Source organism: Phaeobacter sp. JH20_08 (assembly GCF_048056635.1).
Lineage (GTDB): Bacteria > Pseudomonadota > Alphaproteobacteria > Rhodobacterales > Rhodobacteraceae > Phaeobacter > Phaeobacter bryozoorum.
Genome location: NZ_JAYMVV010000010.1, coordinates 160,432 through 187,268, shown reverse-complemented (window position 1 = coordinate 187,268; position 26,837 = coordinate 160,432). Strand labels below are relative to the sequence as shown.

At 59.1% G+C, this 26,837-nt stretch carries 28 protein-coding genes; 23 read left to right on the top strand and 5 right to left on the bottom strand.

Translation table 11 applies throughout. The features are described 5' to 3' along the window. Positions 1 to 126: 126 nt before the first annotated feature. Positions 127 to 2,097, bottom strand: a complete 1,971-nt coding sequence (locus tag VWY75_RS10215) for an elongation factor G (RefSeq protein WP_416538324.1) — start codon at positions 2,095 to 2,097, stop codon at positions 127 to 129. A 463-nt stretch (positions 2,098 to 2,560) separates the two neighbouring features. Between VWY75_RS10215 and ffh the strand changes: the two genes are divergently transcribed. From ffh to rimM, 8 genes are all read left to right on the top strand, one after another. After that, positions 2,561 to 4,090 carry a signal recognition particle protein gene (gene ffh, locus VWY75_RS10210; RefSeq protein WP_416538323.1) on the top strand — a complete coding sequence of 510 codons (1,530 nt, stop codon included), beginning with the start codon at positions 2,561 to 2,563 and terminating at the stop codon, positions 4,088 to 4,090. A gap of 5 nt (positions 4,091 to 4,095) precedes the next feature. Then, on the top strand, positions 4,096 to 4,611 hold the full coding sequence (locus tag VWY75_RS10205; protein ID WP_416538322.1) for a GNAT family N-acetyltransferase: 516 nt from the start codon (positions 4,096 to 4,098) through the stop codon (positions 4,609 to 4,611). Positions 4,612 to 4,678: 67 nt separating this feature from the next. Next, complete coding sequence (locus VWY75_RS10200; RefSeq protein WP_340546504.1) at positions 4,679 to 5,425, top strand: GNAT family N-acetyltransferase; 747 nt, start codon at positions 4,679 to 4,681, stop codon at positions 5,423 to 5,425. 37 nt (positions 5,426 to 5,462) lie between these two features. After that, a complete protein-coding gene (locus VWY75_RS10195; RefSeq protein ID WP_340546503.1) occupies positions 5,463 to 6,065 on the top strand; it encodes a GNAT family N-acetyltransferase in 603 nt (200 codons plus the stop codon). A 57-nt stretch (positions 6,066 to 6,122) separates the two neighbouring features. Continuing rightward, complete coding sequence (locus tag VWY75_RS10190; protein ID WP_416534663.1) at positions 6,123 to 6,431, top strand: chorismate mutase; 309 nt, start codon at positions 6,123 to 6,125, stop codon at positions 6,429 to 6,431. A gap of 41 nt (positions 6,432 to 6,472) precedes the next feature. Further along, positions 6,473 to 6,832: a 30S ribosomal protein S16 gene (rpsP, locus tag VWY75_RS10185; RefSeq protein ID WP_340546501.1), complete on the top strand. Its 360-nt coding sequence runs from the start codon at positions 6,473 to 6,475 to the stop codon at positions 6,830 to 6,832. A gap of 4 nt (positions 6,833 to 6,836) precedes the next feature. Continuing rightward, the gene (bluB, locus tag VWY75_RS10180) at positions 6,837 to 7,478 is read left to right on the top strand and encodes a 5,6-dimethylbenzimidazole synthase (protein WP_416538321.1); all 642 of its coding nucleotides are present in this window, start codon (positions 6,837 to 6,839) and stop codon (positions 7,476 to 7,478) included. 150 nt (positions 7,479 to 7,628) lie between these two features. Then, positions 7,629 to 8,132: a ribosome maturation factor RimM gene (gene rimM / locus VWY75_RS10175; RefSeq protein ID WP_416538320.1), complete on the top strand. Its 504-nt coding sequence runs from the start codon at positions 7,629 to 7,631 to the stop codon at positions 8,130 to 8,132. Positions 8,133 to 8,137: 5 nt separating this feature from the next. Here rimM and VWY75_RS10170 read toward each other — a convergent pair whose 3' ends face one another. Continuing rightward, on the bottom strand, positions 8,138 to 9,250 hold the full coding sequence (locus tag VWY75_RS10170; protein ID WP_416538319.1) for a phosphotransferase family protein: 1,113 nt from the start codon (positions 9,248 to 9,250) through the stop codon (positions 8,138 to 8,140). Between VWY75_RS10170 and trmD the strand changes: the two genes are divergently transcribed. From trmD to xrtE, 5 genes are all read left to right on the top strand, one after another. Next, the gene (gene trmD, locus VWY75_RS10165; protein ID WP_416538318.1) at positions 9,234 to 10,034 is read left to right on the top strand and encodes a tRNA (guanosine(37)-N1)-methyltransferase TrmD; all 801 of its coding nucleotides are present in this window, start codon (positions 9,234 to 9,236) and stop codon (positions 10,032 to 10,034) included. The genes VWY75_RS10170 and trmD overlap by 17 nt on opposite strands. A 298-nt stretch (positions 10,035 to 10,332) precedes the next feature. Then, complete coding sequence (gene rplS, locus VWY75_RS10160; RefSeq protein ID WP_014876109.1) at positions 10,333 to 10,704, top strand: 50S ribosomal protein L19; 372 nt, start codon at positions 10,333 to 10,335, stop codon at positions 10,702 to 10,704. An 11-nt stretch (positions 10,705 to 10,715) separates the two neighbouring features. Continuing rightward, entirely contained in the window at positions 10,716 to 10,937 is a 222-nt protein-coding gene (rpmE, locus tag VWY75_RS10155; protein ID WP_340546496.1) for a 50S ribosomal protein L31, read from the top strand. A 225-nt stretch (positions 10,938 to 11,162) separates the two neighbouring features. Further along, positions 11,163 to 11,972 (top strand): division plane positioning ATPase MipZ, encoded by an 810-nt coding sequence (locus VWY75_RS10150; RefSeq protein WP_340546495.1) that lies wholly within the window; start codon positions 11,163 to 11,165, stop codon positions 11,970 to 11,972. Next, positions 11,959 to 13,590, top strand: a complete 1,632-nt coding sequence (xrtE, locus tag VWY75_RS10145) for an exosortase E/protease, VPEID-CTERM system (protein WP_416538317.1) — start codon at positions 11,959 to 11,961, stop codon at positions 13,588 to 13,590. The genes VWY75_RS10150 and xrtE overlap by 14 nt, the downstream gene beginning before the upstream one ends. A gap of 44 nt (positions 13,591 to 13,634) precedes the next feature. On the opposite strand, the gene VWY75_RS10140 is transcribed toward xrtE, so the two are convergent. From VWY75_RS10140 to VWY75_RS10130, 3 genes are all read right to left on the bottom strand, one after another. After that, positions 13,635 to 13,928 carry a VPEID-CTERM sorting domain-containing protein gene (locus VWY75_RS10140; RefSeq protein WP_340546493.1) on the bottom strand — a complete coding sequence of 98 codons (294 nt, stop codon included), beginning with the start codon at positions 13,926 to 13,928 and terminating at the stop codon, positions 13,635 to 13,637. Positions 13,929 to 14,067: 139 nt separating this feature from the next. Further along, entirely contained in the window at positions 14,068 to 15,327 is a 1,260-nt protein-coding gene (locus tag VWY75_RS10135) for an adenylate/guanylate cyclase domain-containing protein (protein WP_416538315.1), read from the bottom strand. Positions 15,328 to 15,384: 57 nt separating this feature from the next. Next, entirely contained in the window at positions 15,385 to 15,825 is a 441-nt protein-coding gene (locus tag VWY75_RS10130) for a MarR family winged helix-turn-helix transcriptional regulator (protein ID WP_340546491.1), read from the bottom strand. Between the two features lie 73 nt (positions 15,826 to 15,898). Here VWY75_RS10130 and hmgA point away from each other — a divergent pair, with 73 nt between their 5' ends. The 10 genes from hmgA (at position 15,899) to VWY75_RS10080 (ending at position 26,690) form a co-directional block, all read left to right on the top strand. After that, positions 15,899 to 17,254, top strand: a complete 1,356-nt coding sequence (hmgA, locus tag VWY75_RS10125; RefSeq protein ID WP_416538314.1) for a homogentisate 1,2-dioxygenase — start codon at positions 15,899 to 15,901, stop codon at positions 17,252 to 17,254. Positions 17,255 to 17,360: 106 nt separating this feature from the next. Continuing rightward, the gene (fahA, locus tag VWY75_RS10120; protein ID WP_416538313.1) at positions 17,361 to 18,617 is read left to right on the top strand and encodes a fumarylacetoacetase; all 1,257 of its coding nucleotides are present in this window, start codon (positions 17,361 to 17,363) and stop codon (positions 18,615 to 18,617) included. Between the two features lie 11 nt (positions 18,618 to 18,628). Next, positions 18,629 to 19,579, top strand: coding sequence for an MBL fold metallo-hydrolase (locus tag VWY75_RS10115; protein ID WP_416534672.1), 951 nt, complete (start codon positions 18,629 to 18,631; stop codon positions 19,577 to 19,579). 150 nt (positions 19,580 to 19,729) lie between these two features. Beyond that, positions 19,730 to 21,340 carry an FAD-dependent oxidoreductase gene (locus VWY75_RS10110; protein ID WP_416538312.1) on the top strand — a complete coding sequence of 537 codons (1,611 nt, stop codon included), beginning with the start codon at positions 19,730 to 19,732 and terminating at the stop codon, positions 21,338 to 21,340. Positions 21,341 to 21,345: 5 nt separating this feature from the next. After that, entirely contained in the window at positions 21,346 to 21,561 is a 216-nt protein-coding gene (locus VWY75_RS10105; RefSeq protein WP_271907643.1) for a DUF2783 domain-containing protein, read from the top strand. Next, positions 21,558 to 22,100 (top strand): VOC family protein, encoded by a 543-nt coding sequence (locus tag VWY75_RS10100; RefSeq protein ID WP_416538311.1) that lies wholly within the window; start codon positions 21,558 to 21,560, stop codon positions 22,098 to 22,100. The genes VWY75_RS10105 and VWY75_RS10100 overlap by 4 nt, the downstream gene beginning before the upstream one ends. A gap of 58 nt (positions 22,101 to 22,158) precedes the next feature. Then, positions 22,159 to 22,845 (top strand): maleylacetoacetate isomerase, encoded by a 687-nt coding sequence (gene maiA / locus VWY75_RS10095; RefSeq protein ID WP_416538310.1) that lies wholly within the window; start codon positions 22,159 to 22,161, stop codon positions 22,843 to 22,845. A 44-nt stretch (positions 22,846 to 22,889) separates the two neighbouring features. After that, positions 22,890 to 23,585 carry an NnrU family protein gene (locus VWY75_RS10090; protein ID WP_416538309.1) on the top strand — a complete coding sequence of 232 codons (696 nt, stop codon included), beginning with the start codon at positions 22,890 to 22,892 and terminating at the stop codon, positions 23,583 to 23,585. A gap of 52 nt (positions 23,586 to 23,637) precedes the next feature. Further along, positions 23,638 to 24,993, top strand: coding sequence for an oxygen-independent coproporphyrinogen III oxidase (gene hemN / locus VWY75_RS10085; RefSeq protein ID WP_416534677.1), 1,356 nt, complete (start codon positions 23,638 to 23,640; stop codon positions 24,991 to 24,993). Between the two features lie 146 nt (positions 24,994 to 25,139). Then, complete coding sequence (locus VWY75_RS10080; RefSeq protein WP_416538308.1) at positions 25,140 to 26,690, top strand: cryptochrome/photolyase family protein; 1,551 nt, start codon at positions 25,140 to 25,142, stop codon at positions 26,688 to 26,690. Positions 26,691 to 26,837 lie beyond the last annotated feature (147 nt).

The window sequence follows — 26,837 nt, the reverse complement described above, 5'->3', positions numbered from 1 at the left end:
CATGCTGTTATCGTTCTGCAGATCACGTGATGTCAGCAGATCAATAAGAAACCCACGAGGACGCAAGGGGTAACATCATAGTTCGTCGGCGTTTCACTGTTGGTTGGTCAGTCTGCCATAGACCGGCTACACCCGCCGTGCCTCCTCATAATGATCGAAACCGCTTGAGAACCACGCCGTACCGCGGGTCGCACTGGCCAGGCTGTTGCACAGCTGCTCCTGCGCGGCGACAGGCAGTAGGGTTTCAAACACATCCCACCCGGCGGCATCTGGATGGGCGGCAAAGCCCAGGATCTGCCCCTGCATTCCGCTCACCACGGGGACCAGCCCGCCGGTAAAGACGGAGGGTACGTGAATTTCCACGCGCATAATCGGTTGCAGCACCACAGACCCGGCCTGCGCCAATGCCTCACGCACCGCAGATTTGCCAGCGGTGCGGAAAGCAAAATCGGAACTGTCGACGGAGTGGTGTTTGCCATCCAGCAGGGTTACCTTCACGTCGACCACAGGGTGACCGTTGACACCCGCTTGCAGAGCCTCTCGCGCGCCGGCTTCGACTGAAGGAATATACCCTTTGGGTACGGCACCACCCTTGACCTCATCTGTAAACTGAAACCCTGATCCGCGCGCTGCGGGGGCGATGCTCAGCACGACATCCGCAAACTGGCCCGCACCCCCGGACTGCTTGCGGTGGCGATGATGGATTGTGGCAGGACGGGTGATCGTCTCCCGAAGGGCGGGTGGCACCGGTTCGTCACTGACCTCAATGCCAAACGACCCTTTTAGCAGCGACAGAATCCGGCGCAGGTGTAACGGCCCCTGGAGGTGGAGCAGCGCATGACCGCTCATTTCGTCCTGATCAACTCGCAGCCCCGGATCTACCTCAGCAATTCTTTCCAGAGCAGAGGTAAGGCGGACATCATCGCGATCATGTAAAGGGGTGATGATCCGTTGATAACTTGCCGGGCGTGGCTGCGCCCAGTCCGGCAGTTCCGCAGCGTGGTCTTTAAGATAGGTATATCCAAGACTGAGATGATCAGACTTGACCACCTGCGCGATATCGCCTGGCGCCAACTCACCGGCATCAGATGAGGCACCATTGCTGCCATTCCCCGCAGATCGTGAAGGCGTCTGGACGCCTGCCCCGTTCTTTGCAAGCCCGCCATCACCGTTCAGTTGGGTCATCGCCCCCAGGTTGCCGCCACCGACCTGTGCGCCGATCCCGACAGGTTCGCTGAGCGCGCGGACCACAACTGTCTTGCCAAGATGTTTGACGAGGTCACCGATGCAGCCCACTGCAAGGGGCGTTCCGTCCCCCGCCAACCGCTGCGCAGCAACATCAACTGCCGGGGCCTCATGCCGAAGGGACTTCATAAGCCTGACAATCCCGTTGCGATGCAGCGCCGACCCCAGCAACGCAGGGATCAGGTCATTGTGCTGCAATACCCGCGTGGCGACATCATAGACCGCTTCGGTCAGCGGCTTGCGATCCTCGATCAATTGCTCCAGCAGATCGTCGTCATAGTCCGCCAGCGCCTCCAGCATCTCTCCGCGCGCCTGACGCTCGCGTGCATGGATACTGTCAGGGAAGGCCACAAGGGCCGAGGGCTGCCCCTCCTGATACTTCCACGCCCGCTCGGAGATCAGGTCTACTGCCCCGATCACCTCACCACCCGCCCGCATAGGGATCTGACGCAGTACGATATTGTGCCGACAATAGGTTTGTAGCGCAGCAACAATATCCGCCACCCGCCCTGCAGCCAGATCCATACGGTTGATAAAAAGAAAGGCGGGAACACCCGCCTCTTCGACCATACGCAGATAGGGCGCGGCCAAGACCCCGGCGGCGGGATCAGCAGGCACGCAGACCACCGTTGCATCACTGGCGGCCAAAGCGGGCCCGGCGATGGCCAGGTTTTCAACCCCGCCGGCGATATCAATCACCCCCCAGTTTTCCTCCATGAACTGGAAGGCTCGCAGATCTGCAACGCCCGTGGCGTGCTGTGGTTTTTGCCCAGGCTCCTGAAGTGTCGCCAGTGCCGTTGCCAACTCCGTTTTACCGGATTGGGAGGGGCCGATGATCGAAAATACACGCATCTGTCATGATCCTTCTGATGGCTGCAAAGCCGCCCGATGAAGGAATGCGGCATTAGATTGCCGCAACAGATGCCTTGAGAATAACTGCCTCTCGCGTGGTGCCGCTTATTCGACACCGTAGTTTCGTCATATGGGGGAACACCCGAATAAGCGCCCGTGAAGGTGGTCGCCGAGGTGCCGTCTCCCTGCGATATTCCCTCAGGGAGGTGGCTCGCGTCAACCGTTGCACCCAGCGCATGGCAGCCTCCCCCTCGCTCTGTCTGGGCGCGCCGGGTTGACTCACTCCGGACAAAGGCGTAACGCATGCTGCAAATCCGGGAGCCATGATGAGTCTTCCGGTCCCTGCCCGTGTCAGGGATCGCCCCCCACCAGCGTGTTACGCCCGTGGGGGCGATTGTGCATGGATCATTTGCTCCCTACATGTGGGGCGTCCACTTCGAAACCGGCATAGGAGGCCGCAGGCATGTTTGAAAATCTATCCGAACGCCTATCCGGTGTCTTCGACCGGTTGACCAAACAGGGCGCGCTCTCTGAAGAAGATGTAAAGACCGCCCTGCGCGAAGTCCGTGTCGCGCTGCTCGAGGCAGATGTTTCCCTGCCGGTCGCCCGCGATTTTGTGAAGCGCGTACAGGAGCAGGCAACGGGCCAAGCCGTGACCAAATCGGTCACCCCCGGCCAGCAGGTTGTAAAGATCGTCCATGACGCACTGGTTGACGTGCTGCGCGGCGACGAAGATCCCGGACAGCTGAAGGTCGATAATCCTCCCGCGCCGATCCTGATGGTCGGTTTGCAGGGGTCAGGTAAGACCACGACCACCGGCAAGCTTGCCAAGCGTCTAAAAGATAAAGAAGGCAAGCGCGTCCTGATGGCGTCGCTTGACGTCTATCGCCCTGCCGCGATGGACCAGCTGGCTGTGCTGGGCACACAGATCGGTGTCGACACGCTGCCCATCGTTCCAGGCCAGAAACCCGTCGATATCGCCAAACGCGCCAAACAGCAGGCGGCGCTTGGTGGTTACGACGTCTATATGCTCGACACGGCGGGCCGGTTGCAGATCGACGAAGTGTTGATGCGGGAGGTCGAAGACGTCCGTGATGTCGTTTCCCCCCGCGAAACCCTGCTTGTTGTTGACGGGCTGACAGGTCAGGTCGCCGTTGAAGTGGCCGAAGAATTCGATGCCAAAATTGGCATCTCCGGTGTGGTCCTGACCCGGATGGATGGCGACGGCCGTGGCGGTGCGGCGCTTTCGATGCGCGCTGTCACCGGCAAGCCGATCCGCTTTGTTGGTCTCGGCGAGAAAATGGACGCCATCGAAACCTTCGAGCCGGATCGAATCGCGGGCCGGATCCTGGGCATGGGCGACATCGTTGCGCTGGTCGAAAAGGCCCAAGAAACCATCGAGGCCGAACAGGCTGAGCGCATGATGAAGCGCATGATGAAGGGTCAATTCAATATGAATGACCTGAAGATGCAGCTTGAGCAGATGATCCAGATGGGCGGCATGCAGGGCATGATGCAGATGATGCCTGGCATGGCGAAGATGGCCAAGCAGGTTGAGGATTCGGGGTTCGACGACAAGGTTCTGCGTCAGCAGATCGCCATGATCCAGTCTATGACCAAGAAAGAACGCGCCAATCCTGCCCTGCTCCAGGCGTCTCGCAAGAAACGGATTGCAGCAGGATCCGGCATGCAGGTCTCTGACCTCAACAAGCTCATGAAAATGCATCGCCAGATGGCCGACGTCATGAAGAAAATGGGTAAGATGGGCAAAGGCAAGATGCTGAAGCAGGCTATGAAAGGCATGTTCGGCAAAGGTGGCATGCCCGAAATGGCCGGCATGGATCCGAGCCAGATGGACCCAAAAGCGCTAGAAGCGGCGGCCAAGGCGATGGGCGGCAAGGGCGGTTTGCCCGGCGGTCTCGGCGGGCTTGGTGGTCTCGGGGGTGGCATGGGGCTGCCCGGCGGCCTCTCCGGTTTCGGCAAGAAGAAATAAGCCGCATGATCGCCTCCATCCCTACCCTTCAGACCGAGCGCCTGACGCTGCGCGCCCCCAAGCTTGAGGATTTTGAGCATTGGGCCGCGTTCTTTGCGTCCGAACGCGCCCGCTACGAGCGTGGCATCCTGCCGCGCGGCGAAGCGTGGAGAGTCTGGGCCGGGGATGTGGCACTTTGGACACTTCGTGGGTACGGCCCCTTCGGTGTCGAAATCCGAGAAACCGGCGCCTATGCGGGCGAGGTCGGGATTTACCAACCGGACGGCTATCCCGGCCCGGAACTGGGCTGGTTCGTCGTCCCCGAAGCTGAAGGCAAGGGAATCGCTGCCGAGGCCGCGCAAGCTGTCATGACCTGGGCGCGACAGAATTTCGGCTGGGACAGTCTGATCAATATTATCGACCCGAACAACCACCGATCAATCGCCCTGGGCCAGCGTCTCGGCGGTGTTATCGACCCCGACGCAGAGGGCGAATGCGTCGGCGACGTGGTGATCGTGCATGATCTGCGGGGACTGGCATGATGCAGATCCCGGCTATCCTTCAGCTTGAAACCGAACACTTGGTCCTGCGCGGACCGGAGGCCTACGCATGATGGCCACCCATCTTCCCACACGCGTCTTTACCCACATCCGCTCCGCTGTGGCCGCCTTGCCACAGCGCAACAGCGCCTTAACCCCTTGTTTCCCGGCATCTGGCATGATCGAGCCGTCATTGATGCCGAAACAGGTCACTGGTGCGCGCGCGGCAGGGGCCGAAACGAGTGTGGGTATGCCAGACACAGACAATCGTTTCCCTAGCCTCATGACGAAGAGGCTATTGTTGGTCTCCCCTGCGGAGGCCGGTTTTGACGCGCATGATGCCTTCCTGCGCATTGGTGCGCCGCGCTTCATCGACGCGGTCGACGATCCTGATGCGCTGTGGTGGTCGATAGCGACGATCATCGGCCACTGGCACCTGCGTGGTTACGGATTGTTCGCCCTCATCGAGCGCAATACCGGGCGCCCGGTCGGCATGATTGGCCCCTGGTTCCCGAAGGGCTGGCCAGAGCCGGAGCTTTCGTGGCACCTGACCGAGGATGCCCGTGGTAAAGGCTACGCAAGCGAGGCCGCAGAGGTCGTTCTCGACTGGCTGTTCCGCGAGAAAAACTGGAGCAGTATCGCCTCCTTCATTCCCGAGGACAACGCAGCCTCCATTGCCCTGGCGCAGCGAATCGGCGCCCGCCCAGAAAAATTAGTATCGTTCCGCCTCGCACCTGCACACAATATGCGCACCTGGCGCCATCAGCCCCGCAAACATCTGCTGGACCGGCCTGCAATCACAGGGCGCCTTCAATGATCTATTGCCACTGCGACTTCAGCGCGGGGGGCATCTGATGCCATCGTCCATCCCCGTAATCGAAACCAAGCGCCTGATTCTGCGTGGCCCGGAAGCCGTGGATTATCCCGACTTTAAAGCCACGTTCAGTTCCTATCGTGCGCGTTTCATGGGCGGTCCACTGAACCCCTATGAGGCCTGGATGCTCTATGCCGCCGAAATCGGCCACTGGCAGGTGCGTGGCTTTGGCATGTGGATGATCCACGATAAGACCACCGAGGAAACTTACGGCATGGCCGGTGGCTGGATGCCTGCTGGCTGGCCCGAGCGTGAGATCGCCTGGATCATCTGGCCCGATGCCGCAGGTAAAGGCTATGCGCTGGAAGCAACCCACGCGGCACGGAACTACTATTACAATACGCTCGGCTGGGATGGGGCGGTCAGCTATATTGACCCCAAGAACCTGGATTCGATCCGTCTTGCCGAACGGCTGGGTGCCAAGAAGGACCAGGACGCCGCAACCATTGATGGCAACGACGCCGTCTACAGGCATCCCGCACCAGAAGCACTCAAGAACAGCCAGTTGTCCCATGGGATCGAGATGGAGATAAGCCACTACGCAGATCCCATGTTCAAACCGGAGGGTTGGGCGCTTGACTGATCTATTCACCCAACGCTGCCTGATGCGATATGCCTTCATTGCCTTGTGGAGCCAGAAATGACGACAGAGCCTCAAGATCCCGTCGCCCGCGCAGCGGCGTTGCTGAAAGGCCACCGCGAGAGTATTGATCGCCTCGATGCGATCCTCGTCTACACGTTGGGCGAGCGGTTCAAGCACACCCAGGCGGTGGGCCGACTCAAGGCAGAACACGACCTTCCCCCGTCCGATCCGACGCGTGAGACAGCGCAGATCGCACGGCTCGAAGACCTGGCGAAACAGGCCGACCTGGACCCCGATTTCGCCAAGGCTTTCCTGAATTTCATTATTCAGGAAGTCATCCGACACCACAAGAAACACCAGGAATAACAGGGGCTTCCCTGCAAACGCCATTAAAGGAGACTGAACCCATGGCAATGAAAATTCGTCTGGCCCGCGGCGGCTCGAAAAAGCGTCCCTTCTACCGCATCGTGGCTGCCGACAGCCGCATGCCGCGCGATGGTCGCTTCATCGAAAAGCTGGGCACCTACAACCCGTTGCTGCCGAAAGACAGCGAAGAGCGCGTGAAAATGGACATGGAGCGTGTGCAGCACTGGCTGGACCAGGGCGCCCAGCCCACAGATCGTATCGCTCGCATGTTGGAATCCGCTGGCGTACGCGCTAAGGTTGAACGTAACAACCCTAAGAAAGGCACCCCGGGCAAGAAAGCTCAGGAACGTGCTGAAGAGAAAGCAGCCAAAGCTGCTGAAGCGACTGCAGAAGCGGAGTAAGTTGATGAACATGCGGGACAATTCATTCTCTGAAGACTTCCGCATGCAACTTGATCTGTTGATGCGTGTCCGGCGCGATGTGCGCCGGTTCCGCTCTGATCCGGTGGACGAGACAGTGCTTACGCGCTGTCTCGACACCATTCAGCTGGCTCCCTCCGTGGGTCTCAGCGAACCATGGCGGGTCATTCGCGTCGAAAGTGACGCAGCCCGGGCCGCCGCACTTGCCAATTTTGAAAGCGCAAACGCCGAAGCGCTAGCGGGTTTCTCCGAAGCCAAGGCCGAACGCTACGCCAAGCTGAAGCTTTCCGGCATGCGCGAAGCACCGGTTCAGTTGGCGATCTACTGCGACGATTCCACCACAAAAGGTCACAAGTTGGGCGCCGGCACCATGCCGGAGATGCGTCGCTATTCGGTGGTCACCGCCGTGACTCTGTTCTGGCTGGCCTTGCGCGCCGAAGGGCTGGGGCTGGGCTGGGTATCCATCCTTGACCCACAACGGTTGAACAGGGATCTGGATGTGCCAGTGGACTGGCAGCTGATCGGCTATTTCTGTGTTGGTCACCCGGAGCGGATGTCCAAGACGCCCGAACTGGAACAACTGGGTTGGGAAACCCGGCGCAACGCATTGCCGATCGAAACTCGGTAATCCGCCCATGTGGCGATTGATACGGCTTGCGGTTTTTGTTCTGATCGCCTTTACCGCAGGCGTTCTATATGAACGCAATTACCAAACAGAACGCTGCGGACTCGCGGGCGGCACTTGGACTGCTGCGCGGTTCTGCAAAGGATGGACTGAATGACTGAGCAGATTTGCGTTGGTGCTATTTCCGGCTCGTACGGAGTACGGGGCGAAGTGCGGCTGAAGAGCTTTTGTGCGATGGCCGAGGATATCGAAGACTATTCCCCGCTCAGCACCGAAGACGGCAGCCAGACCTATACGATCACCTTGGTCCGCGCCATCAAGAACGGGTTTACCGCCCGTATCGGCGGAATCGAGACCAAGGAGCAGGCCGATGCTCTAAAGGGGGTCCGCCTGTTTGCGCCGCGTAACCGTCTGCCGAGCCTGCCGGATGATGAATACTACCACACCGATCTGATGGGGCTGGAGGTGTACGACACCGGCGGGGCCCTGCTGGGGACCGTGAAATCGGTGCAGAACCACGGCGCCAGTGATCTGCTGGAAATCGCCATCCCGGCAGACAGCAAAACAGTATTGCTGCCCTTTACGCTGGCTGCGGTGCCGACGGTCGATCTTGCCAGCGGACACATCATCGCAGACCCGCCGGACGGCGTGTTCTGAGCCCGTCAGCCTTCAGCTGCCAACAGCTGCTCCAGCACATGTTCAACAGCGACCCCGAGATCCTTTGTTCTCTGTCGCGGCTCCGATAGTTTGTCGCCCAGCGCTGACCACAGCTTGAACAAGCGCCAAGTAAAGAAGAACCTAAAGATCGGATCCGTCGTCAGTTCTGCACCATAGCCGTCCTCAAATGCTGCCCAATCGGCTTTGGCAACACCTCCGAAACCAGGCGCGCGCCCTTCTGCAGCCAGGTGGTCGGGGCAGTTGGACAACCAGATATCGGCAATATCGCGCTGCGGGAATGTTCCGTCGTGGTTTGAATAGTCAATGAATGACACCTCAACATCGCACATCAAGATATTGCGTAGATGAAGATCTCCATGCTCCAATGCACCACGAAATGTCTGTGCACGGGCGCGCCGTGCCTCCCGGTGAAGCAGCGCGCAGAGGCCCAGATACCTCTTGGGCTTCAAGACCTGGAACTCCCCGGCACGTACCGCCTCCGCCCGCGCTGAGACCTGTTTCAGAAACGGTTTTGGCCAGAATTGCATATCTCCGGCATCCGAAACCCTGTGCAATTCAGCGACCGCATGTCCAATCCGTCGAAGAACCTCTGCCCGGTCACCGAACCCGTATTCGGTCATAGCCAGCTCGCGGTAGGCGGTATCCCCTTGGACAAAGTCCATCAAAACTACAGCACTATCTTGATCTCGCCACAGCACGTCAGGCGATGACACACCGCAGACCGATTGCAGGCCAAGCGCCGCTTGCTGATGCCGGTCAAGAAACCTGATCTGCCGCGCGGCGCTGGCTTCGTCAAAAACCGCCCTCAAGACATAGCTTTGCCCACTGGCCGTTTTGACCTCGAGCACACTGCGACAGTGTTGGCGCCGACTATGCACCTGTAGTCTGCGAAAACTGACCCCATCGGGCGGCAGACCTAGATCCGACGCAATACGTGGCCAGAACGCTTTTGCGCGCGCCTGCACATCGTCGATTGCGGCCTGATACTCGCGGTCGGTAACAATAAGGGCCATTTCCGAATTCATCCAAACACCAAAGCTTTTTATTGCGTGTCGTTCTAACTGGATTAAACAGCACCACATGAGTGCACAAAACAAATCTCATGGCCGCAAAGCCATTCGCCCCTCATTTAAACCGCGCGAGCTGATGACGCCGACGCCGGATCTGGTCGGCGTCTGGAAGGCCAAGATCATGACGCTGTTCCCGAATGCCTTCCCCGGCATACTTGGCGAAAGCCTGACCGGAAAGGCGTTGCAGGAAGGGTTATGGCAGCTGGAAACCATTGACCTGCGCCAATTCGGCATCGGTAAGCATCGCAATGTCGATGACACTCCGGCAGGTGGCGGCGCCGGCATGGTCCTGCGGGCCGACGTTCTTGGCAACGCTATTGAACACACCATGGCAGGCACCTCCGGTAACTGGCCCCTGATCTATCTGTCTCCGCGCGGTCGCCGGATGGATCAGGCGTTGATGCAGAACCTCGCACGCTGCGACGGGGTCACCTTGCTCTGCGGGAGATTCGAGGGTGTCGACGAGCGCGTCTTGCAGCACTATGGCATTCAGGAAGTCTCCCTTGGAGATTTTGTGATGACCGGCGGCGAGATTGCCGCCCAAGCCATGATTGATGCCACCGTTCGGCTGATCCCAGGCGTCTTGGGCAACCAAGCCTCTGCCGAGGAAGAGAGCTTCTCCTCAGGCTTGCTCGAGCACCCGCAATACACCCGTCCGGCAGACTGGAAGGGTCACCCCATACCTGATGTTCTGATGTCCGGCCATCACGGCAAGATCGCTGAATGGCGCCAGAAAATGAGCGAAGAGATCACGCAGGCGCGGCGCCCTGACCTTTGGCAGGCCTTTCTGAACCGCAAAAAGGCCGAGTGAGCGCCCGCGAGTGGACAGGCCGGTCCCAGACTGAACCTGGGCTCTTGATCCGCCAGCAAAACAGGCATAGAAGGCCCTGTCTGGATTCGCTTTTGCGTCTATGGACCGGTGTGCTGTTGCATCATGAAACCCCCGACCCGCCTTCTTCGGCAATCCGGGGGGATGTCAGCTCGCTCTCAGGAAAGAACGGAACGATCTCTGGCGGGCTGCAAATGGCGGGACCCGATGAAGACCAAGAGCTCTCGCAACCGCGCAAAACTTCGTGGACATAACCACGAGCAACCATAGGAGACCTGCGATGGATCTGATCGCACAGTTGGAGGCGGAACAAGTTGCCGCCCTGGGGAAAGAGATCCCCGATTTCAAAGCCGGTGACACCATCCGCGTCGGCTACAAAGTGACCGAAGGCAGCCGCTCGCGCGTGCAGAACTACGAAGGTGTCTGCATCAGCCGCAAGAATGGCTCCGGCATCGCCGGTTCGTTCACCGTTCGCAAGATTTCGTTTGGCGAAGGTGTGGAGCGTGTTTTCCCGCTGCACTCGACCAACATCGACAGCATCACTGTTGTGCGCCGCGGCCGTGTTCGCCGTGCGAAACTGTACTATCTGCGCGCCCGTCGCGGTAAATCCGCACGGATTGCAGAAGATACAAACTACAAAGCCAAAGCGTAAGGAGTGGTATCATGAAAGCCGACACCCATCCCGAATACCACTTCATCGACGTCAAAATGACTGATGGCACCATCCTCAAGATGCGCTCCACCTGGGGCAAAGAGGGTGACACTCTCTCGCTGGACATCGACCCCACCGTGCACCCCGCATGGACCGGTGGTTCGACCCGCCTGATGGACGCCGGTGGTCGCGTATCCAAGTTCAAGAAAAAATACGAAGGCCTGGGCTTCTAAGCCGATCCGGTCTTGTTCTTTCGGAAAACGCCGCTCATTTTGGGCGGCGTTTTTTTATTGGTGCCACGCCTGCCCGCGCAGCGCCCTCTCCGGTTAACGCGGGATGAACCCTAGACCCTAAAACAGGGCCTAACGTGCGGATATCCCGCTTTCCATCGATTCGCGCGGGCAGTATACTCATCCCAAAATGCGCGGTATTTTGCGCAGTGATTGGGGGAAGCGAACGTGGCGCATATTATTGTCGTCGGCAACGAAAAAGGGGGCGCGGGCAAATCCACCGTTTCCATGCATGTGGCAACCACCCTGGCCCGATTGGGATACAAGATTGCAGCCCTGGACCTCGACTTGCGTCAACGTTCACTGGGGCGCTATCTGGAAAACCGCAAGGCGTTCATGGAAAAGGCCGCGCTGGACCTGCCACTGGTGGAACTGCATGAGCTGCCCGAAATCGATCCCGAAAGCCTGCAACCCGGCGAGAACATCTATGACCATCGGCTGTCTGCGGCGGTCTCCGAGCTGGAACCCAACAACGACTTTATCCTGATCGACTGCCCGGGTTCGCACACCCGGCTCAGTCAGGTCGCCCATTCCCTGGCCGACACGCTGATCACGCCACTGAACGACAGTTTTGTCGATTTCGACCTCCTGGCGCATACTGACCAAAAGGGTGAAAAGATCACCGGGCCGTCCGTTTATTCCGAGATGGTCTGGAACGCGCGACAGTTGCGCGCGCAGGCTGGCCTGAAACCAATTGACTGGATTGTGATCCGAAATCGAGTTGGCACTCAGCGCATGGTGAACAAGGAAAAAATGGAACGCGCGATTTCCATGCTGTCGAAACGGATCGGATTTCGCGTTGCCCCCGGATTTTCGGAACGGGTGGTGTTCCGGGAGTTGTTTCCGCGCGGGCTGACCCTGCTGGACCTCAAGGATATTGGCGTCAAACAGCTGAATATCTCCAACATCGCGGCACGGCAGGAACTGCGCGACATGATGAAATCGCTGAATCTGCCAGGCGTGGATGTCGATATCTGATCAGCCACAGGCGTCGCGCCCTATCGACCCGGTGTTGGGCAAGGGCAGCCGACGGTTATTCCTGATCCTCGGGTTGGCGATTGCCGAGCTGTTGCTTGTCATGGTCGCCTACCAGCTGCTGGCCAATGTGCATTGCAAATTCACCGGCGCGGATCTGGCCTGTACCACCGTACGGTCGCTCGCCGGGCGTTTGCTGGCGTTGTTGACTGTGCTCAGCCTTTATCTTGTGCTGGTGCGCAGCGCCTATACTGCGCTGGCCGCATTTGTCGGGCGCGCCTCGCAACGCCCATCGGCAGTTATCCTGAACCTCGTCGGTCTTCTGATCGCGCTGGTCCCGCTGGCCCTGTTTGGACCCAGCGGCATCAACGCATGGATTTCGCCGACCCTTATTCTGGTCTGCCTAGGCGGCGGCATCGCCGGGCTAGGCGGTCTGCTGGCCCTGATGCCACTTCGAGATTGGGTTGTCTGGCTGCACGGCTGCGGCCTGCCTCTGATCCTGGCGCTCCTTGTGGCACTGGTCATGCCCGATATCACTCGCCTGATGGAGCCGATCTGGAACATAGAAGCGCTGACGTCGGTGACGTTCCTCCTCGTGACATGGGTTCTGGAAAGCTCAGGTGCCACAGTCTGGTCCGATCCGGCATTGCATCTGATCCGTGTCGACGGTTTTCTGGTGGAGATCGGCGAACCCTGCTCAGGCGTCGAAGGGTTTGCCCTCGTCACGACCTTTATGGGGCTTTATGCGCTGTTGATGGGCCGCGATCTCAGGCAGACACGATATTGGCTGTTCCTGTTTCCCGCCGCTCTGCTGCTCAGCTGGGGCTTCAATGTCGCGCGTATCGCTATACTGATCCTGATCGGCGCCTGGATTGCACCGGAACATGCGGTCAACGGATTTCACAGCTATGCAGGCTGGCTGATGTTCACCTGTCTTGCGCTGCTGATCCTGGCGATTGCCCATCGCTCTCGCTGGTTGCAGAGCAACCCCGCTAGGGTGGCCGCCGCAACCGCCGACCTGCCACCGCTGCGCGCCGATATGCTGATCGCGAGCATAGTGCCTTTTGTCGTGATGATGCTGAGCGGCGTATTGGTTTCTGCAATCTGGGCAGAACCTGCCGACGGATATCCGCTGCGTACCGCAATGATGGCAGCCACATTGCTGTTGTTCTGGCCTGCCCTTAGGGCGCTGGCCTACAGGCCACGCCCTATGGATATCACCGCCGGGGCCGCAATTGCAGCCGTCTGGATCGTGATGGCCACACCCGACATCAGCCGTGGCAACATTACAGAGCACCGGGATACCCTATGGATTGCGACACGCCTGCTCGGGACCATAATTCTGGTGCCCATCATCGAAGAGCTGTTCTTTCGCGGGTATCTGCTGCGCCGCATGGCCGGGCAGGGTCAGGTTCTACGGGCGGTTATCGCCTTGGTCGTCAGCAGCCTTATGTTCGGTCTGATGCATGACCGCTTCGCGCTTGGTATGGCCGCTGGTGCAATCTTTGGCGCCCTATATTTGCGTGGCGGCGGGTTACCGGCCGCCATATTGGCCCATATGGTGGCAAATGCCCTGATCGCGTATGTTGCCTTTGCGACCGGGAACTGGACACTTATCTAGGTCCAGAATGGTTGACTCAAGCGACGCCCTGGCAGCCATTGGTTCTAGACAGACCGGCGCCGGCGCAACTCCCAGCTCAGAAGCAAAGCAGCGGCGACCGCAGCCACGGCGAGCATACCTGCGCTGACGTCGATCTCAGGCACGGTCTGGCCATTGCCGTTGCCGTTCCCATTGCCCCCGCCGTTGCCCCAACCATTGCCCCAACCATTGCCATTGCCGTTCCCATTGCCCGGTCCGCCCGCGTCAGGCCATTCACCAGCCGCAAATGCCATGGGGGCAGTTGCACACAAAACGGCCGCAACGGTTATCAGGTCATGTATGCGCACTGCCAGTTTCATCACACTTTCCTCGCTGCTCTCTCAATAAAGTCAGGCATGGCAGTTCAAGATTTCTTGCACGAATCTCGTTGGCCATAATCTGTCCCAGCTCTGCTCTACGCGGAAAAAATGCGTAAATTATGGCAATTTTTACCTTTGTTCAGGCTGAACGTTGTTCTGACACCCGATCAGAAAGGCCCGCTCCGCTGCCTTCGTAAATCGTGAAGAGCTCAACCGGCTCGGCAACACCGCGCAGCATATAGCGACCCAGCGACACCAGATCGTGACTGGTCGGCTGGGCTGCCCGTTGAACCTGTTCCGAGACAATGATGCTGCGACCAACAGAGGCGTGCATACCTGACAGCCGTGCCGTCAGGTTGACGGTTGGTCCGATCACCGTGAAATCCAACCGGTTCTCAGATCCTATATTACCATAGAGGATTTCGCCGGCATGCAGGGCCAGCGTGAAATCAGCAACCGGGTTACCCTGCTGCGCACGCTCGACATTGCGATTGCGTATCTTGCTCTGCAAGCCACTGGCCGCCGCGAGCGCTGCTGTTGCATCTTCGCCGATACTGCCAAGGTCAAACATCGCCAATATGCCATCACCCATGAATTTGAGGATATTCCCTGCATGGGTCTGAATGGTCTCGACCGCCAGACCAAAGTAGTCGTTAATCATGTCGATCAATTCGGCGCCCGGAATTTGCTCAGCCAGTTGGGTAAAGCCTTTCAGATCGAAATAGCAGATCACCGCATCAATCTGGCGTGACGAGCCCCGCTGTATTTCTCCTGACAGAACCCGCTGACCAGCATCGCGACCGAGATAGACCTGAAGCAGATCCTTGGCCATCTGCTGGGCAGAGGCCGCCCGCAGCGCCAGCGCCAGATGCGGGTAGATAAAACGGATCAACGTGAGATCAGCATCTGAGAAACCGTCGGGATGATCGGTTGACCAGGATGACAGGATGCCCTCTCCCGGCCGCTTAGGATCAAAAGGGGCATCGGCAAAATCACCAAAGCGCATTGCCAGCGCAAAGTAATCCGTGGCCCCGCGCTGTTTGAACTGCGCTAGTGCAGGAAACCGCTCCAGCACATGCCCGGTCAGTTTGGTGCGAAACTCAGGCACTTGGCGTTCCAACATATAATAGAAGGTGCTGTAGAGCCACTCATCCCGCGGTGTATCGCTGTGTTCATAAAATTCATGCGACAAGCCGTCCGCGCGGGTCCAGCTAAAGCCGATACCACCGTATTTTGGGTGATAGGCACGCTGCGCCAGATGAAACCGCAGGAGCGGCACGCCGTCGTCAGCAAGCCTCTGGCAAAAGCCTTGCAGCATCTCCTGACGGCTTGCCCCTCTTAGTCCTTCAGCAGTCAGCCAGTCGATTATCGGCGTGGCGCGCAGAGCAGCATCCGTCATTGTGCACGGCCTCACATTGTGGTTCCGGCCCAATCTGAAGCCTCAATCAACGGATGTCTATGGTTCAATTCCGGCCAGTTTGCGCAGCATGTGGCGCAGCGCCTCGCTTTCACCTTCGCTGAGTCGGGATGCAAGCTGCCCATCATAGATGGCGGCCTGCTCCCGAAGATCGCGATAGGCGGCCTGCCCCTGCGGGGTCAGTTCCAGATGCTCTGATCGTCGGTCTCGTTCATCCCGGTGACGCAATACAAACCGACGCTCGGCGAGCTTCGCAACGGCACGGCTGATCTTGGTCTTATGGATTTTGGCGCGCTGGCCAATTTCCTTTGCGGTCATGCGCCCGTAGCTGCCCAGATGGAACAGGACCCGCCATTCGGTACGGAGCATCCCGTAGCGATTCTTGTAGTGTTGTTGAAACTCAAGCGAGCTCTCTTCTGCGGCGCGATTGAGGAGATAGGGTAAGAAATCCTGCAGCGCGAAGTCATCTTTTTCGGTCATGAGGGTGACCTATGCCTTGTTAGTTACAAAATCAACTATTACCGAAACAGAGAGTTAAGAAAAGGAGCGCGCCATGAATCGCAAAGTCGATGCCCACGAAATGATCCAGGCCCCGTCCCTTACCGGGCCACACGAGGGCTATATGCCGGGCTTTGCCAATGATTTTGAAACCGAGGCGCTGCCCGGTGCGCTGCCGCAAGGCATGAACAGCCCGCAAAAGTGCAACTATGGTCTTTACGGCGAACAGCTGAGCGGCACCGCTTTTACCGCCGATGTGCCGGAGCGGACCTGGTGCTACCGCATCCGCCCGTCCGTCAAGCATTCGCACCGCTATCAGAAGATCGACCTGCCGCATTGGAAGTCTGCCCCCTGCGTCGATCCGGACGTGATCTCGCTGGGCCAGTACCGCTGGGATCCGGTGCCGCATTCGGATGAAGGCCTGACCTGGCTCACCGGCATGCGCACGATGACCACCGCAGGCGATGTGAACACCCAGGTCGGCATGGCCAGCCACATCTATTTGGTCACCGAATCGATGGTGGACAGCTACTTCTTCTCCGCCGATTCCGAACTCTTGGTGGTGCCACAGGAAGGACGCCTGCGCTTTGCCACTGAGCTGGGTATCATCGACCTCGCACCGCAGGAAATCGCCATCATCCCGCGCGGTCTGGTGTACCGGGTGGAGGTGCTGGAAGGCCCCTGCCGCGGCTTTGTCTGCGAGAACTACGGCCAGAAATTCGAGTTGCCCGGCCGCGGGCCCATCGGCGCCAACTGCATGGCCAACCCGCGCGACTTCAAGGCGCCGGTGGCGGCGTTCGAGGATCGCGAGACGCCCTCCACCGTGACCATCAAATGGTGCGGCCAGTTCCATGAGACCAGGATCGGCCACTCGCCGCTGGACGTGGTCGCCTGGCACGGAAACTACGCGCCTTACAAATACGACCTGACCACCTATTGCCCGGTCGGCGCGATCCTGTTCGACCACCCGGACCCGTCGATCTTTACCGTGCTGACGGCACCGTCGGGGGTGCCGGGCACAGCCAACATCGACTTTGTGCTGTTCCGCGAGCGCTGGATGGTGGCTGAGAACACCTTCCGCCCGCCGTGGTATCACAAGAACATCATGTCGGAGCTAATGGGCAATATCTACGGCCAGTATGATGCCAAACCGCAAGGGTTCGTGCCGGGTGGCATGTCCTTACACAACATGATGCTGCCGCACGGGCCGGACAAGAATGCGTTCGAGGGTGCGTCGAACTCCAACCTCGGCCCCGAGAAGCTCGAGAACACGATGTCCTTCATGTTCGAGACCCGTTTCCCGCAGCATCTGACAGGCTTTGCCGCGAACGAAGCACCGCTGCAGGATGACTACATCGACTGCTGGGCCGATATCGAGAAGAAATTCGACGGCACACCAGGCAAGAAGTAATCCAACGGGGGCGCTGCCCCCTCTGCGGCCTGAAGGCCGCATTCACCCCCGGAGTATTTCGGGAAAGATGACGAGAGCAGCTGCTCTCAAACGAAAAGGACCACGTATGCCTTTGATAAAATCCTGGGTCACCTCCGCCAACAGCGCGACCCATCCGTTCCCACTGAATAACCTGCCTTATGGCGTGTTTTCTGTTGATGGCGACGATCCGCGCTGCGGCGTGGCCATCGGGGACATGATCCTCGATATGCAGGCCGCCGAGGAAACCGGCTTGGTCCAGTTGAGCGATGCGCCACTGTTCGACGTTCCGTATTGGAACGACCTTATGGAAGAAGGTCCGGCCGTTTGGACTGCGCTTCGCAACCGTTTGACAGCGCTGCTGTCCGAAGGCTCTGCCGAGCAGGGTAAGGTCGAACCTTTGCTGGTTCCGGCTACGGACGCCGAGCTGCACATGCCCTTTGCCGTCAGCGAATACACCGACTTCTATGCGGGCAAGAACCACGCCTTTAACGTCGGCACCATGTTCCGCGGTCCGGAAAATGCGCTGCCGCCGAACTGGCTGCATATCCCGATCGGCTATAACGGGCGGGCCTCCTCCGTTGTGGTGTCCGGTACCGACGTGCGCCGACCCTGGGGTCAGCTGAAAGGTCCAAATGACGAGACGCCGCGGTGGGCGCCCTGCGCGCGCTTCGATATCGAGCTGGAGATGGGCGCCATTGTCGGCACCCCCTCCGATGGCCCGATCACCGTGCAGGAAGCGGATGACCATATCTTTGGCTATGTACTGCTGAACGACTGGTCCGCGCGCGATATCCAGGCCTGGGAATACCAGCCCTTGGGACCGTTCCAGGCCAAGGCCACTGCCAACACGATCTCTCCTTGGATCGTGACCAAAACGGCGCTGGAGCCGTTCCGCTGCGACACGCCCGGGCGTGAGGTGGAACTGCTGGACCACCTGAAGGATTGCGGCCCGATGCTCTATGATATCGACCTTGAGGTCACCATGGCGCCGGAAGGCAAAGAGGCCACAACCATCGCGCGGACCAACTACAAGGAAATGTATTACTCCGCCGCACAGCAGCTGGCGCATCACACCACCTCGGGCTGCCCGATGAACGCGGGCGATCTTCTGGGCTCCGGCACCATCTCCGGCCCCACCAAGGAAAGCCGCGGCTCGCTCCTGGAACTCAGCTGGGGCGGTAAGGAGCCGCTAACGCTGGACACTGGCGAGGAGCGCTCCTTCATCGCCGACGGTGACACGCTGACCCTGAAAGGCGCGGCCAAAGGCGACGGCTACACCATCGGTTTCGGCGACTGCACCGGTACCGTGCTGCCCGCGCTTGAAGACCCCTACGCAAGATAAGGAAGACCACAATGGCAAAAGCTTTTGCGTCCCAAGGGGACATGACCGAAAAGAAGATCACCTTTGATGAGATCGGCGAGGGGCTTTATGCTTTTACCGCCGAGGGCGACCCGAACTCCGGCGTGATCATCGGCGATGACTCTGTGATGATCGTCGAAGCGCAGGCGACCCCACGGCTTGCGAACAAGGTGATCGACTGCGTTCGCTCTGTCACCGACAAGCCGATCACCCATGTGGTGCTGACACATTACCACGCTGTTCGCGTACTGGGTGCTTCCGCATTTGGCGCGCAGAACATCATCATGTCGGACAAGGCCCGTTCGATGGTGGTCGAACGCGGGCAGGAGGACTGGGACAGCGAATTCCAGCGCTTCCCGCGCCTTTTCGAAGGCCATGAGAGCATCCCCGGACTGACCTGGCCCTCCACCACCTTCAGCGATTCGATGACCGTTTACCTCGGCAATCGCCGGATCGACATCAAGCATCTGGGTCGCGCCCATACCGCGGGTGACGCGGTGATCCACGTGCCGGATCAGAACGTGATGTTCACCGGCGATATCGTCGAAGACCACTCAGCCTGCTACTGCGGCGACGGGCATTTCGGTGACTGGGGCAGGACGCTGGACAATATCAAAGCTTATGATGTCGACGCCATTGCCCCCGGTCGTGGAGACGCGCTGGTGGGCAAGGACGCGGTGGAACGCGCCGTCGAAAGCACCCGCGATTTCGTTGAAAGCACCTACCGCCCGGCAGCGAAAGTTGCAGCCCGCAACGGCACGCTGAAAGAAGCCTGGGACGCGGTGCGCGCAGAATGCGATCCGAAGTTTGCAGATTATGCCATCTATGAGCATTGCCTGCCCTTCAACGTGGCCCGTGCCTATGACGAGGCACGCGGCATCGACACCCCCCGGATCTGGACCGCTCAGCGCGATCTGGAGATGTGGGAAGCCCTGCAGGGGTGAGGCCCAGGCAAATTTATACTCGGGGCGGTTTGATCCAGATCGTATCGCCCCAGCAATACCTATGAAATGTTTGACCAGAACCTCGGCGTAGCCGCGACCGGGGGCTAGTTGAGCCGTGCCTGACGGCACCCGGATTTGGGAGGAGGCCAGATGAACAAGATCTTTGAAGTTCCCTTGTATTCTTATCAACGCAGTGACGATCAGGATGCGCCCTCGCCGGTGCGTCATCCCGTCGTCGTGATCGGTGCGGGGCCGGTTGGTCTTGCTGCCGCAATTGACCTGGCCCAGCAGGGCATTGGCGTGGTTGTGCTGGACGACAACGACAAGGTCAGTTTTGGCTCTCGCGCCATCTGCTTCTCGAAACGGACACTGGAAATCGCCGATCGGCTTGGCCTCGGGGATCCGATGGTCGCCAAAGGCGTTCAATGGAACCTCGGCAAAGTCTTTTTCGACGACCGCAAGGTGTACGATTTCAATCTCCTGCCTGAGGAGGGCCACAAGCGGCCCGCATTTATCAATCTGCAGCAGTATTATTTCGAGGAATACCTGGTGAACCGGGTCCGAGAGCTGCAGGAGCAAGGCGCGCCGATCGAAATCCGCGGCCGCAACAAGGTCTCTGCCATCGGCACTCACCCCAGCCATGCCGTGCTGGAAATTGACTCGCCAGAAGGTTCCTACAACCTGGAAGCCGACTGGCTGATTGCCTGCGACGGTGCCGGCTCCCCCACCCGGCAGATGCTGGGGCTGGATTTCGTCGGACGGGTGTTCGAAGACAACTTCCTGATTGCTGATGTGATCATGGACGCGGATTTCCCGACGGAACGCTGGTTCTGGTTCGACCCTCCCTTCAACAAGGGGCAGTCGGCACTGCTGCACAAGCAGCCCGACGGGGTCTGGCGCATTGACCTTCAGCTGGGCTGGGACATCGACAAGGAGCGTGAGAAGCGCCCCGAAAACGTGATCCCGCGACTCAAGGCGATGCTGGGCGAAGATGTGAAATTCGAACTTGAGTGGGTCTCGATCTACACCTTCCAGTGCCGCCGCATGGAGAAGTTCCGCCATGGCCGGGTGATCTTCGCCGGCGATGCCGCACATCAGGTGTCGCCGTTCGGAGCCCGCGGTGCCAACTCCGGCCTGCAAGATACCGACAATCTGTGCTGGAAACTCAAGCTGGTGATGGACGGCAAAGCGCCGGAAAGCCTGCTGGACAGCTATGACATTGAACGCGTCCACGGCGCTGACGAGAATATCCGGAACTCCTCGCGCTCCACCGATTTCATCACCCCCAAGTCGGAAGTCAGCCGGGTCCTGCGTGATGCGGTTCTGGACCTGTCCGAACAGTATGAATTCGCGCGTCCTTTGGTGAACTCCGGCCGGCTGTCGGTGCCCTGCACCTATGAGGGCTCACCGCTGAATTCGGCAGACGCGCTCAACGGGCCGGAACGCACCCGGCCCGGCTCACCCTGCCCCGATGTGCCGCTGGTCGACGGGTTTCTGCTTGGCAAGCTGGGCGACAAATTCACCCTGCTGACCATCGACGCCGACGCGCCTGATGAGATTGAGGAATCCGGCATCACGGTCACCCGATTGGCGCTCTCCAGCAAGGACGACAAGACACTGGCGCTGAAGGACCGCTACCTGGGCAAGCATGAAAGCGGTGTCTACCTGATCCGCCCAGACCAGCATGTCGCCGCCCGCCGCCCCAGCTATGACGACAACCTGTTCCGGCATGCGATCCGCCGGGCCATCGGCAAGGAGTGATCACCATGACCGAAGACCAACTGATCCTGGCCGCCAACCTCGAACGCGCCGACGATTTCTATGCCGATCTGCTTGCCGCACATGAGGATTTGAGCAAGGCCGAAAGCGATGCGCTGAATGCACGGCTGGTGCTGGTGCTGGCAAATCACATCGGGAAACGCGCGATCCTGAAACAGGCGCTGGCTGCTGCCGCGCTGAAAACCGGGGAGGACTCCGCTTGAAAATCGAACAAATCCACCACGTCGCCTACCGCTGCAAGGACGCAAAGGAGACAGTCCTGTGGTACAACAAAATGCTGAACATGGATTTTGTTTTGGCCATTGCCGAGGACCATGTGCCGTCGACGCATGAACCCGACCCGTACATGCATATCTTCATGGATGCAGGCAACGGCAACGTCCTGGCCTTTTTTGAGCTGCCGACCAAGCCGGAGATGGACCGCGACCGCAACACGCCGGTCTGGGTGCAGCACATCGCCTTCAAGGTGAAGGACCGCTCGACCCTGATCCAGTTCAAGGAGCATCTGGAGGCCAACGGCGTTGAGGTGCTGGGCGTCACCGATCATTCGATCTTCCACTCGATCTATTTCTTCGATCCGAACGGCCACCGGGTGGAGCTGGCCTGCCCCGACCCGGAGGAACAGGCACTGCTGCAAAAGCTGGACTCCGTGAAATGGGAAATGCTGGAAGAATGGTCCAAGACCAAGAAGGCGCCGAAACATGCCGAATGGCTGCACGCCAAGGAATTGAGCGAGCTTTAGTGATCGGGCCGCGGGGCGGTGTTTCCATCGATCGCTCAGGCCATGCAGGGAGACCGGAATGTCTGATGTCATACTCTACGACTACTGGCGATCATCGGCCAGCTATCGTGTTCGCATTGCCCTCAATCTCGCGGGTATCGCCTACCGGAGCCAAACCGTGGATCTGGTCAACGGCGAGCAAACCGGCCCCGAGCATCTGGCCCGCAACCCGCAAGGGTTCGTGCCGGTGCTGGAAATCGACGGGCTGCGCCTGACGCAATCGCTGGCAATCCTCGACTACCTGGACCAGACCCGAAACCTTGGCCTGCTGCCTGGCACCCCGGCAGAGCGTGCGGGGGTTCAGGCCCTTGCCCACTCCATCGCGGTTGATCTGCACCCTGTCTGCAATCTGAAGGTCGCCCGCTACGCCACCAGCCTTTGTGCAGAGGCACAGCCGCAAGATGCTGAACACTCTCTCGACATGCCCGCAGGCTGGATGCGCCACTTCATTCGTCCGGGTCTCATTGCTTTTCATGCGCTTCTGGAAAGATATCCCCCTGCGCCATATTGCACCGGAGACCGTCCGGGGCTCGCAGATCTCTGCCTGATGCCACAACTCTACAACGCACGACGCTGGGGGGTGGATTTCAACGACCTGTCCCGTCTTGGTGAGATTGAAGCCACATGTGCAAGCAATCAGGCCTTCGCGATGGCGCATCCGGATGCAGTTCATTCCGCCACTACAACGGACAAACAGATAGGATAATCCGCTTCCAGCGGTACGGCTCCTGCCAGACGAGGGGATCATTGATGTCAACCGATTGGACGGGTTTCACCCTTGCCATGACAGTGTTTATCGTCAGCCATTTCCTGCCACGCCTCGCAGATCTGCGCGGGCGACTGATCGCAACCCTTGGTCGCCGCGCCTATTTCTCGGCCTACGGGCTTTTGTCACTCGGAGTGTTCGGCTGGGTCATCGTAGCCGCGGCTGATGCGCCTTATGTCGAACTCTGGCCGCCATCTGATTGGTTGCGATGGGCCCCGATGCTGACAATGCCCTTGGTCTTTGTGCTGACAAGCTGCGGTTTGGGCGTGGAAACCCCCTTTACGCTTGGAGGACGGCGCAGTTCCGATCCGACGCGGGATGATCCCGGGCGCGCCGCGTTCAGCCGCCATCCGATCCTCTTGGCGCTGGCACTCTGGTCGCTGTCACATCTGCTGGCCAACGGCGATTTGGCTCATGCCATTGTGTTTGGCGGATCCTTTCTCCTGGCCGGTGCTGCAATCCTGCTCTTTGACCTTAAGGCACGCGCAACGCTTGGTGCGGACGCAGCGGCTTATTTCGCAACTACCGCCTTGTTCTCGCTACGCCCGATCCTCAACTCAGGCTGGCGGCAACAGCACCTGCGGGATCTGGCCATACGGGCCGCGCTTGGCCTGTTGCTCTGGGCGGCCGCGTTACATTTGCATGAGCGCGTGATCGGCGTTTCACCCTTGCCAGTCTAAAATTTGATTTCGCGCAAAGTCCTGCATTCAGAAATCGGTCATATCTGGCAATATGAAACAGATTGATCGCCTTCGCGAGCTGGGACTTTTTGACAGCCGCGTTCCCCGCTATACCTCCTACCCCACAGCGCCGGTATTCAGCGCAGCCGTCGATAGCGCTTTCCAGAGCCATGCACTGTCGGCGCTGGACCCGGCGGAACCTGTGTCAGTCTATATACACGTGCCCTTCTGCGAACGCTTGTGCTGGTTTTGTGCGTGCCGAACCCAGGGCACTCAGACACTCAGCCCGGTCGAAAGCTATATCGCCACCGTCGAAAAAGAACTGTCCCTTCTCGCCGAGCGACTTCCCAAAGGGTTGCAGATGGGCCGCCTGCATTGGGGAGGCGGCACTCCGACCATTCTGCCGCCAGCGCTGATACACCGGCTGGCGCAAGCGGTGAAATCTGCCATACCGCCGACAGATGATTGCGAGTTTTCAGTCGAGATCGACCCGACAATGGTAGACGGCGACAAGATTGCGGCTCTGGCAGAGGAAGGCATGAACCGCGCCAGCATCGGCATTCAGGATTTTGATCCCGAGGTGCAGGCAGCAATCGGTCGTATCCAGCCCTATGACGTCACTGCCGCCTGTGTCGCTGAGCTGCGTGCGGCTGGCATTCGATCTCTGAATACCGATCTCGTCTATGGATTGCCCCATCAGGACGCGACACGCATCGCGGATACGGTTGACAAGGTGCTGACACTGGCGCCAGATCGTGTCGCCCTGTTTGGTTATGCCCATGTCCCATGGGTGGCAAAACGGCAGAAGCTGATTGATGATACCGCGCTGCCAGGCGATGAAGCCCGCTACCATCTGGCTGAGCTGGCCGCAGAGGCATTTCGATCTGCCGGATTTGCCAACATCGGCATAGATCATTTTGCGCGCCCTCAGGACCGCTTGAACCTGGCCAGCGAAAATGGCGGCTTGCGGCGAAACTTCCAGGGTTACACGGATGACCGCTGCCCGACGCTGATCGGTGTTGGCGCTTCTTCGATCTCGCGCTTTGAAGGCGGCTATGTGCAGAATGCAGCTGCTACGGCCGCCTATGTTCAGAGGATTGAAGCCGGCGAGCTTGCCGGCGCACGCGGCCATCAACTTACCCAGATCGACAAGGTGCGGGCTCGGGCGATTGAAATGCTGATGTGTGATTTCCTGCTGGATCTCACGGAACTGCGCCAGCGGTACGGGCCCATATGCCAGCAGCTGACTGCGGATCTGGAGGAGGTCACCGCGACCTACGGTGAACTGGTGACCTGGGCGGACGACGCCCTCCGTGTCAAACCCGAAGGGCGCGCGCTGACCCGGATCATCGCCAGCGCATTCGACGCGCATAAACCGGAGGGTGTCCGCTACAGCCAGGCCTCTTGACGCTTTGAAAATGACATAGATCAGTCTCGAATATTGGCTTATCTGTCGCGCCTTTCTGCGCGGGACCACCCTGCCGTTGCCAGCTTTCCCCGTTGCCAGCTTTCACGGTCACGCTATCTGCTGCCAGACCAGCGGAGTACCGGGACATGACCAATAATGTGACACCTCAGGACAGCAATGACCGCGGCAGGATTATTCTGATCCTGGGTGATCAGCTGTCGCATGATCTTTCGTCTCTGCAGCAGGGTGACCGACAGAAAGACCGCCTCCTGATGGCTGAAGTTACGGAGGAAGCCAGTTATGTCCCGCACCACAAAAAGAAACTCGCCTTTGTCTTTTCCGCCATGCGGCACTTCGCGGATGAGCTGTCCGCCGACGGTTGGGCCCTGCGGTACATACGACTTGAGGATCCCGACAATTCAGGCAGCTTGATTGGAGAGCTGGAGCGTGCATTGGAGCAGACCCCGGCAACAGAGGTTCTCATCACCGAGCCGGGAGAATATCGCCTCAAAGAGGCGCTGACCAACTGGTCTGGACCGGCAAAGCTGACCATGCTTGAGGACAGCCGCTTTCTCGCCAGTCATGAGATGTTCCGCAACTGGGCGGAGGGGCGCAAACAACTCCGCATGGAGTATTTCTATCGCGAAATGCGTCGCAAAACCGGCTTATTGATGCAGGGTGACGACCCTGAGGGTGGCAAATGGAACTATGATTCTGAGAACCGCAAACCGGCCCAGAACGACATGTTCATGCCCAAGCCTGTTCACACCGATCCGGACAAAATCACGCAAGGCGTACTCGCGCTGGTGGAGCAGCGGTTTTCCAGCAATTTCGGACAGCTAACCCCCTTCTGGTTCGCAGTCACCCGCAAGGAAGCCCTGGCGGCGCTAGATCATTTTGTAGATGAGGCGCTGCCACTATTTGGCGATTATCAGGATGCCATGCTGACAGGAGAGCCGTTTCTCTACCACTCCGTTCTGGCGCAATACATCAATATTGGCCTGCTTGGCCCTTTAGAAGTCTGCCTCCGCGCCGAACGTGCCTATTATGAGGGGCGCGCTCCTCTCAATGCGGTCGAAGGGTTTATTCGTCAGATTATCGGCTGGCGCGAGTATATGCGCGGTATCTACTGGCTGAACATGCCGGGCTACACCTCAATGAATTTCCTGGGGGCAACACGGGACCTGCCAGAGTTCTACTGGAGTGGCCGAACCGACATGGCCTGTATGGCCGCAGCCATCAGTCAGACCCGTGACGAGGCCTATGCACATCATATTCAGCGGCTGATGGTCACCGGCAATTTCGCCATGCTGGCTGGAGTGGGCCCGCACCAGGTCCACGAATGGTATCTGGCGGTCTACGCAGATGCCTATGAATGGGTTGAAGCGCCAAATGTCATCGGCATGAGCCAGTTTGCAGATGGCGGTTTCCTAGGGTCCAAGCCCTATGCCGCCAGTGGAAATTACATCAACAAGATGTCGGATTACTGTGCGAATTGCGCCTATGACGTGAAACAAAAAACAGGGCCCAAGGCTTGCCCGTTTACACCGCTGTACTGGGATTTTCTGATCCGAAACCGTGAAAAACTGTCAAGAAACCCGCGTTTGATGCAGCCCTATCGGACCTGGGACAGAATGTCTTCAGACAAACAGGAGGCCTATCTCAGCAGTGCAAGAAAGGTTCTGAACAGTCTCTAAATAGGCATTTTCGGGGATTTGGCCGAATATTAACCCGATTCAGGATCACGCTCCTTTCACCAAACATGTCCGTCAGAATTGGCGCTTTGCCCTCGACTGGTTTGTTGTGCGGTCTGTGCTGTTGTCAGGGCAGCCACTTTTGCAGGG